This window comes from Pantoea sp. E956-1 (assembly GCF_982223955.1).
In genome coordinates, this window is sequence record NZ_CEUYZP010000002.1 from 438,988 (window position 1) to 455,064 (window position 16,077).

The 16,077-nt window shown below is 59.7% G+C and carries 17 protein-coding genes; 15 read left to right on the top strand and 2 right to left on the bottom strand.

Features of this window, described 5'->3' with window-relative positions; translation table 11 throughout:
* The first annotated feature begins 7 nt into the window (after positions 1–7).
* The 14 genes from AC0T7J_RS09570 to AC0T7J_RS09635 all read left to right on the top strand — a co-directional run bounded on the left by AC0T7J_RS09570 (position 8) and on the right by AC0T7J_RS09635 (position 11,867).
* Entirely contained in the window at positions 8–571 is a 564-nt protein-coding gene (locus tag AC0T7J_RS09570; protein WP_473793702.1) for a COG4648 family protein, read from the top strand.
* Positions 568–1,887 carry an AMP-binding protein gene (locus AC0T7J_RS09575; RefSeq protein ID WP_473793980.1) on the top strand — a complete coding sequence of 440 codons (1,320 nt, stop codon included), beginning with the start codon at positions 568–570 and terminating at the stop codon, positions 1,885–1,887. The genes AC0T7J_RS09570 and AC0T7J_RS09575 overlap by 4 nt, the downstream gene beginning before the upstream one ends.
* Positions 1,874–2,221 (top strand): 3-hydroxyacyl-ACP dehydratase FabZ family protein, encoded by a 348-nt coding sequence (locus tag AC0T7J_RS09580; RefSeq protein ID WP_473793704.1) that lies wholly within the window; start codon positions 1,874–1,876, stop codon positions 2,219–2,221. The genes AC0T7J_RS09575 and AC0T7J_RS09580 overlap by 14 nt, the downstream gene beginning before the upstream one ends.
* Positions 2,215–3,924 (top strand): glycosyltransferase family 2 protein, encoded by a 1,710-nt coding sequence (locus tag AC0T7J_RS09585; RefSeq protein WP_473793706.1) that lies wholly within the window; start codon positions 2,215–2,217, stop codon positions 3,922–3,924. The genes AC0T7J_RS09580 and AC0T7J_RS09585 overlap by 7 nt, the downstream gene beginning before the upstream one ends.
* Positions 3,917–4,330 (top strand): acyl-CoA thioesterase, encoded by a 414-nt coding sequence (locus AC0T7J_RS09590; RefSeq protein WP_031594668.1) that lies wholly within the window; start codon positions 3,917–3,919, stop codon positions 4,328–4,330. The genes AC0T7J_RS09585 and AC0T7J_RS09590 overlap by 8 nt, the downstream gene beginning before the upstream one ends.
* Complete coding sequence (locus AC0T7J_RS09595) at positions 4,324–4,932, top strand: LolA family protein (protein WP_473793708.1); 609 nt, start codon at positions 4,324–4,326, stop codon at positions 4,930–4,932. Before AC0T7J_RS09590 ends, AC0T7J_RS09595 begins: the two co-directional genes overlap by 7 nt.
* Positions 4,919–7,225, top strand: coding sequence for an MMPL family transporter (locus AC0T7J_RS09600; RefSeq protein ID WP_473793710.1), 2,307 nt, complete (start codon positions 4,919–4,921; stop codon positions 7,223–7,225). Before AC0T7J_RS09595 ends, AC0T7J_RS09600 begins: the two co-directional genes overlap by 14 nt.
* Positions 7,222–7,794 (top strand): DUF3261 domain-containing protein, encoded by a 573-nt coding sequence (locus AC0T7J_RS09605; protein ID WP_473793712.1) that lies wholly within the window; start codon positions 7,222–7,224, stop codon positions 7,792–7,794. The genes AC0T7J_RS09600 and AC0T7J_RS09605 overlap by 4 nt, the downstream gene beginning before the upstream one ends.
* A complete protein-coding gene (locus AC0T7J_RS09610; protein WP_473793714.1) occupies positions 7,791–8,951 on the top strand; it encodes a beta-ketoacyl-[acyl-carrier-protein] synthase family protein in 1,161 nt (386 codons plus the stop codon). Before AC0T7J_RS09605 ends, AC0T7J_RS09610 begins: the two co-directional genes overlap by 4 nt.
* Entirely contained in the window at positions 8,941–9,417 is a 477-nt protein-coding gene (locus AC0T7J_RS09615) for a hotdog family protein (protein WP_473793716.1), read from the top strand. Before AC0T7J_RS09610 ends, AC0T7J_RS09615 begins: the two co-directional genes overlap by 11 nt.
* Complete coding sequence (locus AC0T7J_RS09620; protein ID WP_473793718.1) at positions 9,414–10,145, top strand: 3-ketoacyl-ACP reductase FabG2; 732 nt, start codon at positions 9,414–9,416, stop codon at positions 10,143–10,145. Before AC0T7J_RS09615 ends, AC0T7J_RS09620 begins: the two co-directional genes overlap by 4 nt.
* The gene (locus tag AC0T7J_RS09625; protein ID WP_473793720.1) at positions 10,142–11,377 is read left to right on the top strand and encodes a beta-ketoacyl-ACP synthase; all 1,236 of its coding nucleotides are present in this window, start codon (positions 10,142–10,144) and stop codon (positions 11,375–11,377) included. The genes AC0T7J_RS09620 and AC0T7J_RS09625 overlap by 4 nt, the downstream gene beginning before the upstream one ends.
* 133 nt (positions 11,378–11,510) lie before the next feature.
* Positions 11,511–11,654, top strand: coding sequence for a hypothetical protein (locus AC0T7J_RS09630; protein WP_010246429.1), 144 nt, complete (start codon positions 11,511–11,513; stop codon positions 11,652–11,654).
* Positions 11,655–11,693: 39 nt separating this feature from the next.
* Complete coding sequence (locus tag AC0T7J_RS09635; protein ID WP_010246427.1) at positions 11,694–11,867, top strand: hypothetical protein; 174 nt, start codon at positions 11,694–11,696, stop codon at positions 11,865–11,867.
* On the opposite strand, the gene AC0T7J_RS09640 is transcribed toward AC0T7J_RS09635, so the two are convergent.
* A complete protein-coding gene (locus AC0T7J_RS09640) occupies positions 11,855–13,018 on the bottom strand; it encodes a glycoside hydrolase family 1 protein (RefSeq protein WP_473793723.1) in 1,164 nt (387 codons plus the stop codon). The two genes, AC0T7J_RS09635 and AC0T7J_RS09640, sit on opposite strands and share 13 nt — an antisense overlap.
* A 155-nt stretch (positions 13,019–13,173) precedes the next feature.
* On the opposite strand from AC0T7J_RS09640, the gene AC0T7J_RS09645 reads away from it, so the two are divergent.
* Entirely contained in the window at positions 13,174–14,634 is a 1,461-nt protein-coding gene (locus AC0T7J_RS09645; RefSeq protein ID WP_473793725.1) for a phospholipase D family protein, read from the top strand.
* 218 nt (positions 14,635–14,852) lie between these two features.
* On the opposite strand, the gene mdoC is transcribed toward AC0T7J_RS09645, so the two are convergent.
* Positions 14,853–15,986 carry a glucans biosynthesis protein MdoC gene (mdoC, locus tag AC0T7J_RS09650; protein WP_473793727.1) on the bottom strand — a complete coding sequence of 378 codons (1,134 nt, stop codon included), beginning with the start codon at positions 15,984–15,986 and terminating at the stop codon, positions 14,853–14,855.
* Positions 15,987–16,077: the final 91 nt, after the last annotated feature.

The window sequence follows — 16,077 nt, forward strand, 5'->3', positions numbered from 1 at the left end:
TCCCGCCGTGCCTGCTGCTATGCTTCGCCTGCTGAATCTGCTTACGCTGCTGGCCTGGCCACTGCTGGTCTGGCTGGCGCTGACGCAGCCACGCTGGCAGGGACTTTTCTGGCTGCTGGCGCTGCTGTTTGGCCTGCGCTGGCTGCAGCTGCGTCGTCAGCAAAACGCCATGGGCGCGGTCATGGGCTGGCTGGCGCTGCTCGGTGCATTGCTCTGTGTCAGCAGCCAGCTATTACGCACTCAGCATCTGCTGCTGTGGTATCCGGTGGCGGTCAATCTGGCGATGCTGCTGGTGTTTGGCGCCTCACTCTGGAGCGCGATGCCGCTGGTGGAACGCATCGCCCGGTTGCGTGAGCCCGTGCTTCCCCCTGCGGCACTGCGCTATACCCGCCGCGTCACCCAAATCTGGTGCCTGTTTTTTATCGGCAACGGCAGCATGGCGCTCTATACGTGTCTGAATGGCGATCTGCGGCTCTGGACGCTGTGGAACGGCGGCATAAGTTATCTGTTAATCGCCGCGCTGATGGGGGCTGAATGGCTGGTGCGTCAGCGCGTGAGGCGAAAAGCATGATGGTGGCCGACTGGCTGACGGGAGACGATCGCGAGGTCGCCTGGCGTGGCGATCAACCGCTGATGCTCAGCACGATGCATCGTCAGGTGCTGGCGCTGAGCCAGCGAGTAGCGGCTCAGCCGGGCACGCACTGGGCACTTTGCTGTGATGACAGCTACCGGTTTTGTGTGGCGCTTCTGGCATGCTGGTATGCCGGTAAAACGCCGGTGATGCCGGGTCACAGCCGCGCCGCCCTGCTGGATGAGATGCAGGACCAGCTGGATGGCGTGCTGTGCGACATACCGCTGGCGGTCAGCCTGCCACTGCTGATGTGCGACGACGCAGACGCGCTGGGACAACTGCCGCCGCTGCCGGCGTCTTCAGAACTGGTGCTTTTCACCTCGGGATCGACTGGCGCGCCGCGTCAGGTGGTGAAGTCGCTGGCGGTGATGGAGCAGGAGAGTCGCTGGCTCAGTACCCTGTGGGGCGAAAAGTTGCGGGGGTGCCGGGTCATCGCCTCGGTCAGCCATCAGCATCTTTACGGTTTATCGTTTCGACTTTTCCTGCCGATGATGCTCAGGTTGCCGTTTTCCGCCCAGCCGCTGTTTTACGGCGAACAGCTGGCCCAGCTTCCGCGTGACTGTCGCTATGCCTTTATCAGCAGCCCGGCCTTTTTATCGCGGCTGGACAGCACACTGAATGCGCCCGCCTGTGAACTGATTGTCTCTGCCGGTGGCGTACTGCGCGGGTCGGATGCGGAGCAGGTCTGGCAGCGTTTTGGCTGTCAGGTCAGTGAAATCTACGGCAGCACCGAAACCGGCATTCTGGCCTGGCGTCAGTGTGATCGGGCCGACACGTCGTGGCGCTGCTTTCCGGAGGTCAGGCTGGAGCAGATCACGCCTGAACGCTGGCAGGTCTGGTCGCCGCTGATTGCCGGTGACAGCGGCCTGCCGCTGGACGATCGGCTGACTATACAGCCGGACGGCGGATTTCAGCTGGCAGGACGCCACGATCGCATCGTAAAAATCGGTGATAAGCGCATCTCATTAAGCGAGATAGAGCGCCGTCTGATCGACCTGCCGGAAATCGGGGATGCCGTGGCGCTGGTGGTCACGCGTCATGAGCGTCAGGCGATTGGCGTCGTGCTGTCGCTGAACAGCGCGCTGGATGAGGCGGCTCTGCATCAGCGCAGGCAGCAGTGGAAACGCCAGTTGCAGCGCTGGCTGGAACCGCTGGCGATGCCGCGCTACTGGCGGATTGTCGCCACCATTCCGGTCACCACCCAAAGCAAACGCGCCTGGCCGCAAATAGAGGAACTTTTTCATGTTGCCGATTGAACGCAGCCGGGATCTGCAGCCTGACAGCGTCACGCTGACCCTGCAGGTTGAGGCCGGACTCTTCTGGTTTCAGGGTCACTTTCCGGAGCTGCCCATTCTGCCCGGTGTGGCTCAGCTCGACTGGGTGATGCACTACGGCGTGTCACTGCTCGCGCCCGGCAAACAGTTTGCCGCCGTTGATAACATTAAATTTCAGCAGCCGGTATTACCCGACTCGCTATTGCAACTGCGTCTTGACTGGGACGCTGAAAAATCGCGTCTGAGTTTCCGTTACAGCCTGCTGAAGGACGACGGCGAGCAGACCGCCAGCAGCGGGAAGATCGCACTGTGTTAAGCGCCCCGTTTTCACCCTGCGTGGTGATCCCCTGCTACAACCACGGCGCGATGATGGCGTCGGTGCTGGCGCGGCTGGCGCCCTTTAATCTGCCGGTAATCGTGGTGGATGATGGCAGCGATGCGGCCACTCAGCTTCAGCTGGCGACGCTGCACGCCCCGCAGCTCAGCCTGCTGCGACTCAACAGCAATCAGGGTAAAGGTGCGGCGGTGATCCATGGACTGCGGGTGGCGGCGGCACGCGGCTTCACCCATGCAGTGCAGCTCGACGCGGACGGCCAGCATCAGGCGGAAGATCTGCCGCTGATGCTGGCGGAAGCGGAGCGATATCCCGATGCGCTGATCTCTGGTCAGCCGCTCTATGATGACTCGATCCCCAAATCACGCCTTTATGGTCGTTACATCACTCATTTCTGGGTCTGGATTGAAACGCTGTCGCTGTCGATCCGCGACAGCATGTGCGGCTTCCGCGTCTATCCCCTGGCCGCGACGCTGGCGCTGTGCGATCGCCGGGCCATCGGTCAGCGCATGGATTTTGATACCGAGATCATGGTGCGACTCTACTGGCAGGGAACCCGCAGTCGCTTTATCCCGACCCGTGTCACCTATCCGGCCAGCGGGCTGTCACACTTCGATGCGCTCTACGACAACCTGCGCATCTCCTGGATGCATACCCGGCTGTTTTTCAGCATGCTGCCGCGCATTCCTCGTCTGCTGGCGATGCGCAAACCGCCGACGCACTGGTCTGTGGAAACCGAGCGGCGCGGACAGGGGGGATTACGCTTTATGCTGGCGGTCTATCGCTACGGCGGGCGGCTGCCCTTTACGCTGCTACTCTGGCCGGTAGTAGCGGTCTACTGGCTGAGCGGTCAGCGCGCGCGACGCGCGTCCCGGCAGTGGCTGGCGCAGGTCACTACCGCCGCGCAGCAGCAGCAGATTGCGTTACCGCCACGGCTTAACAGCTACCGCCATTTCCTGCGGTTCGCCGGGGCAATGCTGGATAAAGTGGCCAGCTGGCGCGGCGATCTGCGCTGGGGACGTGATATCGATTTTGCGCCAGGCGCAGAAGCGGTGATCCGCACACCCACACCTCAGGGCAAGCTGATTCTCGCTTCCCATCTTGGCGACATTGAAGCCTGTCGCGCGATGGCGCAGCAGGTCAGCGGGCTGGTGATTAATGCGCTGGTGTTTACCGATAATGCCCGGCGTTTTCGGGCGGTGCTGGAAACCATCGCCCCGCAGGCGGGGGTGAATCTGATGCCGGTGAGCGATATCGGGCCGGAGACCGCTATCCTGCTGCAACAGAAGCTGGATGCGGGCGAATGGGTAGCGATTGTCGGGGATCGCACTGCGGTCAATCCGCAGCGCGGCGGCGAGCGGCGGGTGATCTGGAGTGACTTTCTGGGCCGTGTCGCACCCTTTCCTCAGGGGCCGTTTATACTGGCGGCCGCGTTGCGCTGTCCGGTGCTGCTGATGTTCGCCCTGCAGCAACAGGGTAAACTGCGTATCCACTGTGAGCCCTTCGCCGATCCGCTGCTGCTGCCGCGTGCGCAACGTCAGCAGGCGCTGCAACAGGCGGTGGATCGTTACGCAGCGCGGCTGGCCCATTACGCAATGCTGGCGCCGCTCGACTGGTTTAACTTTTTCGATTTCTGGACGCTGCCTGATCAACAGGCGCACCACAAGGAGTCTGACCATGACTGAACATCATGCTGAAGTCGTGCTGACCGTCTCATTCCACGACTGCGATCCCATGGGCGTGGTCTGGCACGGCAACTATTTCCGCTTTTTCGAAGTGGCGCGTGAAGCCCTGCTGCGCAGCATTAACTACAGCTATGCCGAGATGGCCGCCAGCGGCTACGTCTGGCCGGTGGTCGATACCCGGGTCAAATACCGCCAGCCACTGCGCTGCGAAGAGACAATTCGCGTCAGCGCCCGGATCACGGAATATGAGAACCGTCTGCGCATCGACTATGAAGTGCGAAATGCTGCCGGCCAGATCACCACCAAAGCGCATACTCTGCAGGTGGCGGTGGAGCAGGAGAGTCAGGCGTTGTGCTTTGTTTCACCCGATATTTTACTGGAACGTTTAGGAGTGAAAGGATGCTGAAAATTGTGCTTACCAGCCTGCTGCTGTGGGCCAGTGCCGCCAGCGCGGTCACGCTGGATCAGCTGCAGCAGCGTTTTGCCAGCCAGCCGGTGATTCGGGCAGACTTTATCCAGACGCGTACCATTTCCGGCATGCGTCAGCCGCTGGTCTCGCACGGGCAGATGCTGATCGCTCGCGAGCAGGGCTTATGGTGGCATCAGCAGACACCCTTTGTGATGACGCTGCTGCTGGATGATAAACGCATGGTGCAGAGCCTTAGCGGCCAGAAGCCTCAGGTGATCACCGCCGACAGTAACCCGCAGATGTTCCAGTTCAACCATCTCTTGCGGGCGCTGTTCCAGGCCGACCAGAAAGTGCTGAACGAGAACTTCAGCGTGGCCTTCAGCGATCGCGGCAACGGAGCCTGGACGCTGGAGCTGACGCCCAAAGCGGCGCCGCTCAACAAAATCTTCAACCGTATCTCGCTGGCGGGCAGCGCCTACCTGGACAGCATCAACCTGGATGATAAACAGGGCGATAAAACGCAAATAGAGCTCAGCAACACCCAGATTGAGCCGCCGCAGTTAAGCGACGAGGAGCAGGCGCGTTTTGCCGGGCCGTAACGATCGGCTGCTGGCCCTCCTGTGGCTGGTTATCTGTCTGCTGCTGGCGGCGGCGCTCGCCTTTCTGCTGCCGCGCAGCCAGCTCAACAGCAGTGTGCTGGCGCTGTTGCCGCAGCAGAATCTGGGGGCGGCACCGCCTGCGCTGCAGCAGGGCTTTATGCAGCGGCTGGATCGCCAGCTGGTGTGGCTGGTTTCACCCGGCGAGCAGGACGATCAGCAGGTCGCCGCCTGGTGGCTGGCGCAGCTGCGTGCGTTGCCTGACCTGAAACAGGTGCAGGGCGATCTTGATGCGCAACAGCAACAGCAGTGGGGCCGTTTTGCCTGGCAACACCGTAACGGCCTGATTGATGAGGCGACGCGCAGCCGGTTGCAGAACGGCGGTGAGGCACAGGCTGACTGGCTGCTGGCGCAGCTCTTTTCGGCCTTCTCTGGCGTCAGCAGTAAAGAGTTGCAGGGCGATCCTCTGATGCTGGTGCGGGGTTCACAGCTTGCGCTGGCCCAGAACGCCGGGCGCATGACACTGCAGGATGGCTGGCTGACAGTAAAAGATGCACAGGGTCAGCAGTGGTATTTTCTGCATGGCGAACTGGCGAACAATGCCTTCAGTATGCAGCAAAGTCATGCGCTGGTGACCCGGCTCAGCGCGCTGGAGCAACAGCTTAAAAGCCGCTGGCCGCAGGCGAAACTGCTGACGCGCGGCACGGTGCTCTTCAGCGACAACGCCAGCCAGCGTGCGCAGCATGACGTAAAAACGCTGGGCAGTGTGACGCTGGGTGGCGTCATCCTGCTGGTGCTGCTGGTCTTCCGTTCACTGCGCCCGCTGTTGCTGACGGTCACGTCCGTGGCCATCGGCGCGATGGCGGGCACGGTGATGACGCTGCTTTGCTTCGGTGAACTGCATCTGATGACGCTGGTGATGAGCCTGAGTATTGTCGGGATCTCTGCGGATTACACGCTCTATTATCTCACCGAGCGCAGGGTTCACGGCGATCAGCAGACGCCGTGGCAGAGCCTGCGAAAAATCCGCGGCACGCTGCTGCTGGCGCTCGGAACCACCGCCATCGGCTGGCTGCTGATGCTGCTGGCACCCTTTCCGGGGCTGCGGCAGCTGGCGGTGTTTGCCGCCAGCGGATTAACGGCCTCCTGTCTGACGGTGATTCTGATCTATCCGTGGCTGGTACGCGGATTACCGGTGCGTCCGGTACCGCTGATGGTGCCGCTGGCGCGCTGGCTTGCCGCCTGGCGTCGCCAGCGCGGGCTGCGCGTCGGATTACCGGTGGCGATGGCGATCTTCGCGCTGGCCGGTATCGCCCAGTTAAAGGTGGATGATGACATCGCCCATCTGCAAAGTGCACCTGCGCATCTGCTGGAGCAGGATCGCCAGCTGGCAACCCTGACCGGACAGCGCGCCGATCAGACCTGGTTTGTGGTCTGGGGCGATGACGCGCAGCAGACGCTGCAGCGGCTGGAAAAACTGGCACCGGATCTGCATCAGGCGCAGCAGCAGGGCTGGCTGCAGCACTATCGTCTGCTGCCGCTGAGGTCGCTGGCGCAGCAACAGCGGGATCTTCAGCTGTTGAAACAGGCAGCACCGGATATTACGGCCCGCCTGCAGCAGGCCGGTATCACGTTACCGGCACCGGATCTGACCCCGATGCCGGTAACACCAGAGGCGTGGCTGGCGAGTCCGCTGAGTGAAGGCTGGCGACTGCTGTGGCTGACGCTGCCAGACGGGCGCAGCGGTGTCTTGATCCCCACCAGCGGTGTAAAAAACAGCGCTGCACTCGCGGAGCTGACCAAACAGCATCCGGGCGTCAGCTGGATTGACCGAAAATCAGGTTACGATTCGCTGTTCAGCTTCTGGCGCACCCTGCTGAGCGGGTTACTGGCGCTGGCGCTGCTGCTGATCACCCTGAGTTTTATCCTGCGACTGGGGTTAAAGGCGGGCTTACGCAGCGCGCTGCCGTCAGTGCTGTCGCTGGCGATGGCGCTGGCAACGCTGGGCTGGATCGGCGCGTCGCTGAATCTGTTTGCGCTGCTGGCACTGATTCTGGTGCTGGGCATTGGCATTAATTACACGCTCTTTTTCAGCAACCCGCAGGGTACGCCGCTGACCTCGTTGCTGGCGGTGTCGCTGGCGATGATTACCACCTTACTGACGCTGGGTATGCTGGTATTCAGCAGCACCAGCGCGATTGCCAGTTTTGGCACAGTGTTATGCAGCGGCATCTTCAGCGCTTTCCTGCTGTCGCCGCTGGCGATGCGACCCACCCGATCAAGGAGTAAACGATGATCCGCGCCGTTCTTATTCTGCTGACGGCTCTGCTGCTCAGCGCCTGTGCCGGACCTGCACCCGACAGCAGCCGTCCCACCGCCTGGCTGAAACCGGGCGTGAAGGTGACGCTGCCACCGCCGGGCATCCGTCCCGCCTTTCAGCAGCAGCAGTTACTGACCGGACAGGTGAAAGGCCAGAGTCAGTCACTGCTGGTGCTGCTCAGCGCCGATGAACAGCAAATTGATCTGGCCGGACTCTCCTCGGTGGGTATTCGCCTGTTCAGCCTGCGCTACGATGCCAGCGGTATTCACACCCAGCAGCTGATGCCGCTGCCGCAGATGCCACCTGCCAGTCAGGTACTGGCGGATATTATGCTCAGCTACTGGCCACGGGATCTGTGGCAAAAACAGCTGCCGCCTGGCTGGACGCTGCAGGATCAGGGGTTAAAGCGACGGCTGATCGATGCCCATAACCAGCTGGTCACCGAAATCGATTATCTGCAACGCGGTAATCAGCGACAGCCCATCAGCATTCAGCAGCATGCGTTTGGCTATCAGATCCGCATTCAACATCTGGACGCCTCATGATCTACATTTCTGCCATTGGCATGCTGAATGCCCTGGGTAATGACCCTCAGCAGATTACGGCCAGCCTGAAAATGGGTGAGGCACCCGGCATGCAGCTGCGTCAGGGCTGGCTGAGCGGTGACCGCACCTGCTGGCTCGGCAGGGTTGAAGGCGAGTTGCCACCGGTTCCTGCTGCCCTGAGCGCGCATAATACTCGCAATAACCAGCTGCTGCTGGCCGCGCTGGCGCAGATTCGTCCGACGCTCGACGCGGCAATTGCGCGCTATGGTGCCAGCAGAGTGGCAATTGTGCTGGGCACCAGCACCTCGGGCGTGGATGAGGGCGATCAGCAGATTGGCGGCAGTCAGTCCGGTTATCACTATCAGATGCAGGAGCTGGGCGATCCCTCCCGTTTCCTGGCTCATTATCTGCGCGTGGATGGCCCGGCCTATACCATTTCAACCGCCTGCTCCTCCAGCGCCCGCGCCATTATCAGTGGTGAGCGGCTGATCGCGGCGGGGCTGGTGGATGTGGCGCTGGTGGGCGGTGCAGACTCGCTGAGCCGGATGCCGATCAACGGATTCGACAGCCTGGAGTCGCTCTCTGAACGTCGCTGTGCCCCTTTCAGCCGCGATCGCGACGGTATTTCGATTGGCGAAGGGGCCGCACTGATGCTGCTGACGCGGGAACCGCAGCCGCTGGCGCTACTGGGGGCTGGCGAATCGTCTGACGCCTGGCATATGTCCGCGCCTCATCCGCAGGGCGAGGGTGCTGAACGGGCGATGCGTATGGCGCTGCAACAGGCGAACCTGTTGCCAGAGCAGGTGGGTTATATCAATCTGCACGGCACCGCGACGCCGCTTAACGACCAGATGGAAGCCGCCGTGATTCAGCGCCTGTTTGGCAATGCGGTGCCGTGCAGCTCGACCAAACATCTGACCGGTCACACGCTCGGCGCGGCGGGAGTGTGTGAAGCCGCCCTCAGTGCGCTGATCCTGCAAAACAATCTGCCGCTGCCCGCGCAGGATTTCAGTGAGACGGCACAGGATGAGACGCTGCCTGATTGCGGATTGTTATTACAGCCGCAGGCGCTGCAACGGCCTGTCATTGCCTCTAACTCCTTTGCCTTTGGCGGCAACAACACCTGTCTGATTCTGGGACGCCAACATGGTTATTAATTCTCCCGCGGCACGCTGGCTGCCGCACGCTGCGCCGATGCTGCTGCTTGATCAGCTGATCGCCGTTGATGATGAGCAGGTTCACTGTCAGGTGTCGACCTGTGCCGGAGGCGTACTGACACCGTTTCTGACGCCTCAGGGTGAACTGCCTGCCTGGTTTGGCGTCGAGATGATGGCGCAGACCGTGGGCGTCTGGTCGGGCTGGCATGCAAAGCAGAGCGGCGCAACCCTTATCCCGCCCGGCATGCTGTTGGGCGGACGCGGCTGGCGGGCAGAACAGCCGCTCTTTCCCGCCCGTGTCACGCTCGATATCCGAATGACGCTGCTGATGCGCGATGACCGCATGGGCAGCTTTGAGGGCGACATTCGTTACGGCACGCAGCGGCTTGCCAGCGGTCGTCTGAATACGTATCAGCCCAATGAAGCAGAATTACAGCAATTGATGTCGCAAGGAAATCAGCCATGACAGATTCGGTATTAGTGACGGGCGCCAGTAAAGGGATTGGCCGCGCGATTGCGCTGCGTCTCGCCCAGGATGGCTATCAGGTTATCGTCCATTTCAACCGCGATCGCGCCGGCGCTGAGCAGTGCCTGCAGCAGATCGAAACCGCAGGCGGCAGCGGCCGTGTGCTGGGATTTGATGTGGCCGATCGGGCGGCAACCCGCGCTGCGCTGGAGGCGGATATTGAACAGCATGGCGCCTATTTTGGCGTGGTAAGCAACGCCGGTATCACCCGCGATGCGGCGTTTCCTGCCCTGACGGATCAGGAGTGGGACAGCGTCATCCACACTAATCTCGACAGTTTTTACAATGTGATCCAGCCCTGCGTGATGCCGATGATCGGTCTGCGGCGCGGCGGCCGCATTATCACGCTCTCGTCGGTGTCGGGAATAATGGGCAATCGCGGTCAGGTGAACTACAGCGCGGCGAAAGCGGGCATTATTGGTGCCACTAAGGCGCTGGCGATTGAGCTGGCGAAACGCAAAATCACCGTTAACTGCATTGCGCCAGGCCTGATTGATACCGGTATGGAGGGGCTGGAACCCCAGGTGATTGAAGAAGCGATGAAGATCGTGCCGATGAAGCGCATGGGCGCGGCTGAAGAGGTCGCCGGACTGGCGAGCTATCTGATGTCCGATATCGCAGGCTACGTGACGCGTCAGGTCATTTCTATAAACGGAGGCATGCTGTGATCCAGCGGGTAGTCGTAACCGGTATGGGCGGTGTAACCGCCTTTGGTGAGTCCTGGGCAGAGGTTTCGGCACGGATCCGTGCGGGCCGCAATGCGGTGCGCTTTATGCCGGAGTGGCAGATCTACGACGGGCTGCACACGCTGCTCGGCGCACCGGTGGATGACTTTGTGCTGCCTGCGCACTATACCCGCAAGCGTATCCGCGCCATGGGCCGCGTTTCGCTGCTGGCAACGCGCGCGACCGAGCTGGCGCTGATCCAGGCGGGCCTGATTGACCATCCGGTGCTGACCAGCGGAGAAACGGGCATCGCCTACGGTTCTTCCACCGGCAGCACCGGGCCAGTCAGCGAGTTCGCCACCATGCTGACCGAAAAGCACACCAACAATATCACCGGCACCACCTATGTGCAGATGATGCCGCACACCACGGCCGTCAATGCCGGGCTCTTTTTCGGCCTGCGCGGCCGGGTCATCCCGACCTCCAGCGCCTGTACCTCTGGCAGCCAGGCGATTGGTTATGCCTGGGAAGCGATTCGTCACGGGTATCAGACAGTGATGGTGGCTGGCGGCGCAGAAGAGCTCTGTCCGTCGGAAGCCGCGGTGTTTGACACCCTGTTTGCCACCAGCCAGCGTAATGACGCGCCACACACCACGCCAGCCCCCTTCGATCAGCAGCGCGATGGTCTGGTTATTGGCGAAGGGGCGGGCACGCTGATCCTTGAGTCGCTGGAACATGCGCTGGCACGCGGTGCAACGATCTACGCCGAGCTCACCGGTTTCCATACCAACTGCGACGCCGCCCATATTACTCAGCCGCAGCGGGAAACCATGCAGATCTGCATCGAGCGGGCGTTGCAAAGCGCCGGTATCACGGCCGCAGACGTTGGTTATGTAAATGCGCACGGCACCGCCACTGAACGGGGTGATATGGCCGAAAGTCTGGCGACGGCGGCGGTGTTTGGCGAAACGACGCCGATCTCCTCACTGAAGTCCTATTTTGGCCATACGCTGGGTGCCTGTGGGGCGCTGGAAGCCTGGATGAGTATAGAGATGATGCGGGAAGGGTGGTTTGCGCCAACCCTGAACCTGACGCAACCGGCAGCAGATGGCGGCCAGCTGGATTACATCATGGGTGAGCCGCGTGAGCTTGAAACCGACTATATCCAGAGCAACAACTTTGCCTTTGGTGGCATTAATACTTCACTGATCTTCAAACGCTGGCGCGGCGTCTGATCTCAGGCCCGTGCCGCGCTGGCACGGGCCAGTTTATTTTTCGGACGAAAGAACCGGACGATAATCAGCCTTTCATCTACACTGTCACTCACCGCATCACAACCCGGCGGCCCATGTTTTTCACAGGATAGTTATGTCTTTACCCTTGCCACCCGACGATCACGATGAGCCAATTCGCCAGTCACTTGACGATGCGCACTTTGCGATAGTGGTGCTTGCGGTGACCTCGGTAACGCTTATAATCTTTGTCCTGATGATTACGCTCTGGATGAGCTGACACGCACAGGGATTCAACGGATTGAATAAGGAGAAGGCGATGGACTCCGGAGATGACAAATTAATCGCAATTATCGGTTTGCTGGCGGCCTGCCTGATCGGGGTGACCTTCCTGTTTACCATGGTCTGGCTGACCGACGTACGTCATCCTGCCGATCCCTCTCTCGACGTACGCTCCTGTTACCCTAAAAAGCCACCCTCTCAGCACGTCTGATTACGCGTCGCAAACTTAATCTGCTGACTGCGCAATACCAGTGCCAGCGGTTCATGCAGATTACGGTTGCCATTGGGATCGGCTAATCCCAGCAGCGGGCCAGGCGAACGCCGGTCATCGGCCCAGGCCGGATACTCCACCACCGGATAGAGCGAAATTCCCTCCACTGCAATGCCCTGATCCAGCGCCACCGCCACGTTTTCACTGATCTCCTGCAGCCAGGGGGCACGCGCTTCACCCTCTGCGCCGGTTTCAGCAATCAGCATCGGACGCTGGTAGCGCTGCCAGCACTGCGCCAGCAGAATATGCAGCGGTACTCGCTCCGGATCTTCCAGCGACATCGGCTGGTCGGGGAAAAACCAGTGGTTATCGGGATAGTAGTTCAGGCCGAGGATATCCAGGCAATCTTCACTGCCGCCCAGCTCCTTATCGATGCGACCGGCCAGCATATCCCAGGCTTCGAACTGCGCCTGATGCTGTGCATCGGCATAGGGTTTGCTGTCCGGATTATCAGGATGATGAGCGATCTGCACCAGCGGGTCAGTCAGGACAAAACGCGCCTCCGGATAGACCTCGCGAATGGCATGTATTGCTGCGAGCGAGGCGCGGACCAGCTGGCGCTTCAGCTCTTTACCGCGATTCGCGGCATGAGGATTAAACCAGGCCACATCCGCCCCGGCCCATGACCAGAATGAGATTTGATTAACCGGTGTAAAGAAGGGGCGTTCGATGCCCTGATCGCGCATCAGTTGTGCCATCGCGCGAGCGAAACGACTAAAATGGTCAACAAATTCGGCTTTCCAGATATTAAGATGATCGGGATAGCCAAAATGAGCCAGTTCCCAGATGATCTCCATCTGCTGACGTCGCGCGGCCTCGACCATTGGCAGAAAGCTCTGCCAGTCATACTGGCCAGGGATCTTTTCAATCAGATGCCAGCGCGCACCGTCGCGGGCGGTGAGCAGATGCTGCTCAGCTAATGCGGCATAATCTTTTTCCAGCAGCATATCGTGTCCGCTGCTGATCACCATATCCAGCCGTTTTCCGGGCGTACGGCAGGCGGTGGAGCAGGGGAAGCTGCCCTGAAAAAAGCTGCGAAACAGGCTGGGATGGAAGCGCTGGCGGGTATCTGTAAGGGATTGATGAGACATATTCCTCTCCTGCCGGACTAATGCCGGTCACAGATCGTCCGGTTAAGTCTAGACTAAAAAACGCCCGTGACCGCTTACTGAGTCGGAACAGAGGAATAGTCTCAGAGGCCGGACCGGGGAATAATAAAAATAACTGCATTTTACAGGGAAATGTCATGACCGAAGCGTTTGAGCTCTCCCAGCCATTGGAACGGTCCAGCTGGCTGGAAACACAGCTGGAGCCAGAATGTCTGCGCCATCCGGGGCTGAGCGGCGTCCATCAGCTTAGCGACGGGCTGGATGCCTTTGCTGCCCGCTATCTGCTGATGCAAAAAGCGGAGCGTTCACTCGATATCCAGTATTACATCTGGCAAAACGATCTCTCGGGCCGGTTGCTGTTCAGCGCCGTGCTGGAAGCTGCCCGACGCGGAGTAAAAGTGCGGCTGCTGCTGGATGACAACAATACGCCGGGCCTGGACGACACGCTGTCCCAGCTCAACCGCCATCCCAACATTGAGGTGCGGCTGTTTAACCCGTTCTCGTTTCGCACCCTGCGTGCGCTGGGTTACCTTACCGATTTTGCCCGTCTTAATCGCCGCATGCACAACAAAAGCTTTACGGTGGATGGTGTCACGACCGTGGTCGGTGGGCGCAATGTTGGCGACGAATATTTCGGCACCGGTAATGAACCGCTGTTTGCCGATCTCGACGTGATGGCAATAGGCCCGGTGGTTAAAGAAGTCGCCGAGGATTTTGAGCGCTATTGGCACAGTAAGCCGGTCTCGCCGCTGCAGCAGGTGCTGGATGAAGAGGCGCCGGAAGAGGACAGTGTGAGTCTGCCAGCAGAGTGGCGTCACAGTGAACCGGTGCAGCGCTATCTTCAGCGACTGGAAAATTCTTCGCTGTTGCAGGAGCTGGAAGAGGGCACGCTGGCCCTGACCTGGGCAAAAGCGCGCCTCCTGAGCGATGATCCGCGTAAAGGATTAGGCAAAGCGCGTGCCAGAAGCCTGCTGCCGCAGCGAATGCTGGAGGTAATAGGCACGCCACAAAAGCAGTTCGACATCATCTCGGCCTATTTTGTGCCGACCCGTGCAGGCGTCGCTCAACTGCTGGCAATGAAGCGCAAAGGGGTAAAAATTGCCATTCTGACCAATTCGCTGGCAGCTAACGATGTGTCGATTGTCCATGCTGGCTACGCTAAGTGGCGGAAAAAGCTGCTGCGTCATGGTATTTCGCTTTATGAGCTGAAACCGCAGGCGGGCGTGCCTGATGCCCCGCACGACCGGGGATTAACCGGTAACTCCGGCTCCAGTCTGCATGCCAAAACCTTCTCAGTAGATCAACAGACGCTGTTTATCGGCTCGTTTAACTTCGACCCCCGTTCAGCGGTGCTGAATACGGAAATGGGACTGGTGATTGAGAGTGCGGCGCTGGCCGGAGAGACGCATCAGCGTTTCAGCCAGTCGATGCGCGATCGGGCCTGGACGCTGCGGCTGGATAAGTGGGGCAGGGTAAACTGGCTGGAGTATCCGGATGAGCCGCAGCAGATTGTGCATAAACACGAGCCGGGCTGCTCCTGGTGGCAGCGTCTGCAGGTCCGTCTGGTGTGGCGACTGCCGATTGAGTGGCTGCTGTAAGCTGGACCTTGCCTGGGTACAGGCGCTGGCTCAGGAAGCATACGCCCTCCGCAAAGACGCAAAACCCGCCATCCCTGGCGGGCTCAGCGCGGGCCATCCCTGGCCCGCTATGCTTTGCTACTGGCGTATGCTCCCATCGCTTTAAACTCTTAAGCTGTCTGTGAGACACATCATTTATAGCCTGACCTCACTTATGGCCCGAGGTCACTGATCGCCTGTCATTGTGCTTGTTTACGCTCAAATTTCCCCGAGAAAAGGAACCGCAGCAGCGGGATGCGCAGGTGAATCTCATACAGCAGAAACGCGATACCAAACACCATCAGCAGACCGACGAAGAAGCCCAGCGTGTTGTTTTCAATCCGCGGCGTCACGTAAATGCCATACAGCAGCGTCAGCGGATGGTGCACCAGATAGATAAACAGTGACGCATTGACCAGATACATAATGCGCGGCGAATGTGAATTCAGCAGCTTATGACCAAAGCAGAAGCAGACGTTCAGCATGCAAATACCCATCAGCGTTGAGATAATCGCATCCAGCTCATACAACCAACCCTCACCGCTGCTCAGTCGCTGGTTGGCGCAATAGGCCGCAAACATCAGCAGTGCACCGACCCACATCACCGGGTTGAAGCGGACAAACAGCTGCTTCAGCGGCGGATGTTTCCACGCCAGCGCCCCCAGCATAAAGAACGGCAGATAGAAGAGCGTCTGCATGACAATGATGCTAAACAAGCCATCCATCAGCCACGCAGGCTGGTAAATAAACACCAGACGGCGGAACACGCACCAGATCAGCGCCCACGCCAGCACGCCAGCGGTCAGTGCACCCCAGCCAACCCGCGTGTAATCAATGGTGCGATGCTGATCGCGCAGCCAGCGGAACGTCACCATCCCCAGCGTGGTCAGCATCACCAGCACCACCAGGAACCACAAGTGTGAAATCAGCTCCCACATCAGGTTATTAAATTTCTGATAGGGCGTGAAACGGGGCCAGTCAGCCAGCTTATCAGTCCACTCTTTCAGCATAAAAAATTGCGGCAGCGTCAGCAGCGGAACGGCAGTCAGCATCGGGATACCTACCCGTTCAAGACGCACCTTCAGGAAGCGACGTGGCTGATAGCGCAGATACAGCATGTAGGAGAAGTATCCAGAAATGACAAAAAACACCTGCATACGAAACGCATGAATAAAATCATTCAGCAGCGTCAGCCATAATGACGCTTCATGACTGTTTACTGCCCATTTCTGCGCGGAGTAGATGAGGGAAACGTGAAACGGTACCCCCAGTAACATCAGATAGGCGCGGATGGAGTCGAGGAAGTATTCACGTTCAGGTTTTACAGTACTCATAAAGTTCCAGTTCGTTAGTACGTTTGACCGGTTTCACCCTGAAACCGGATTATGCTCTGTGAAAATTCTACCTGGGATAAACCAGGTATAC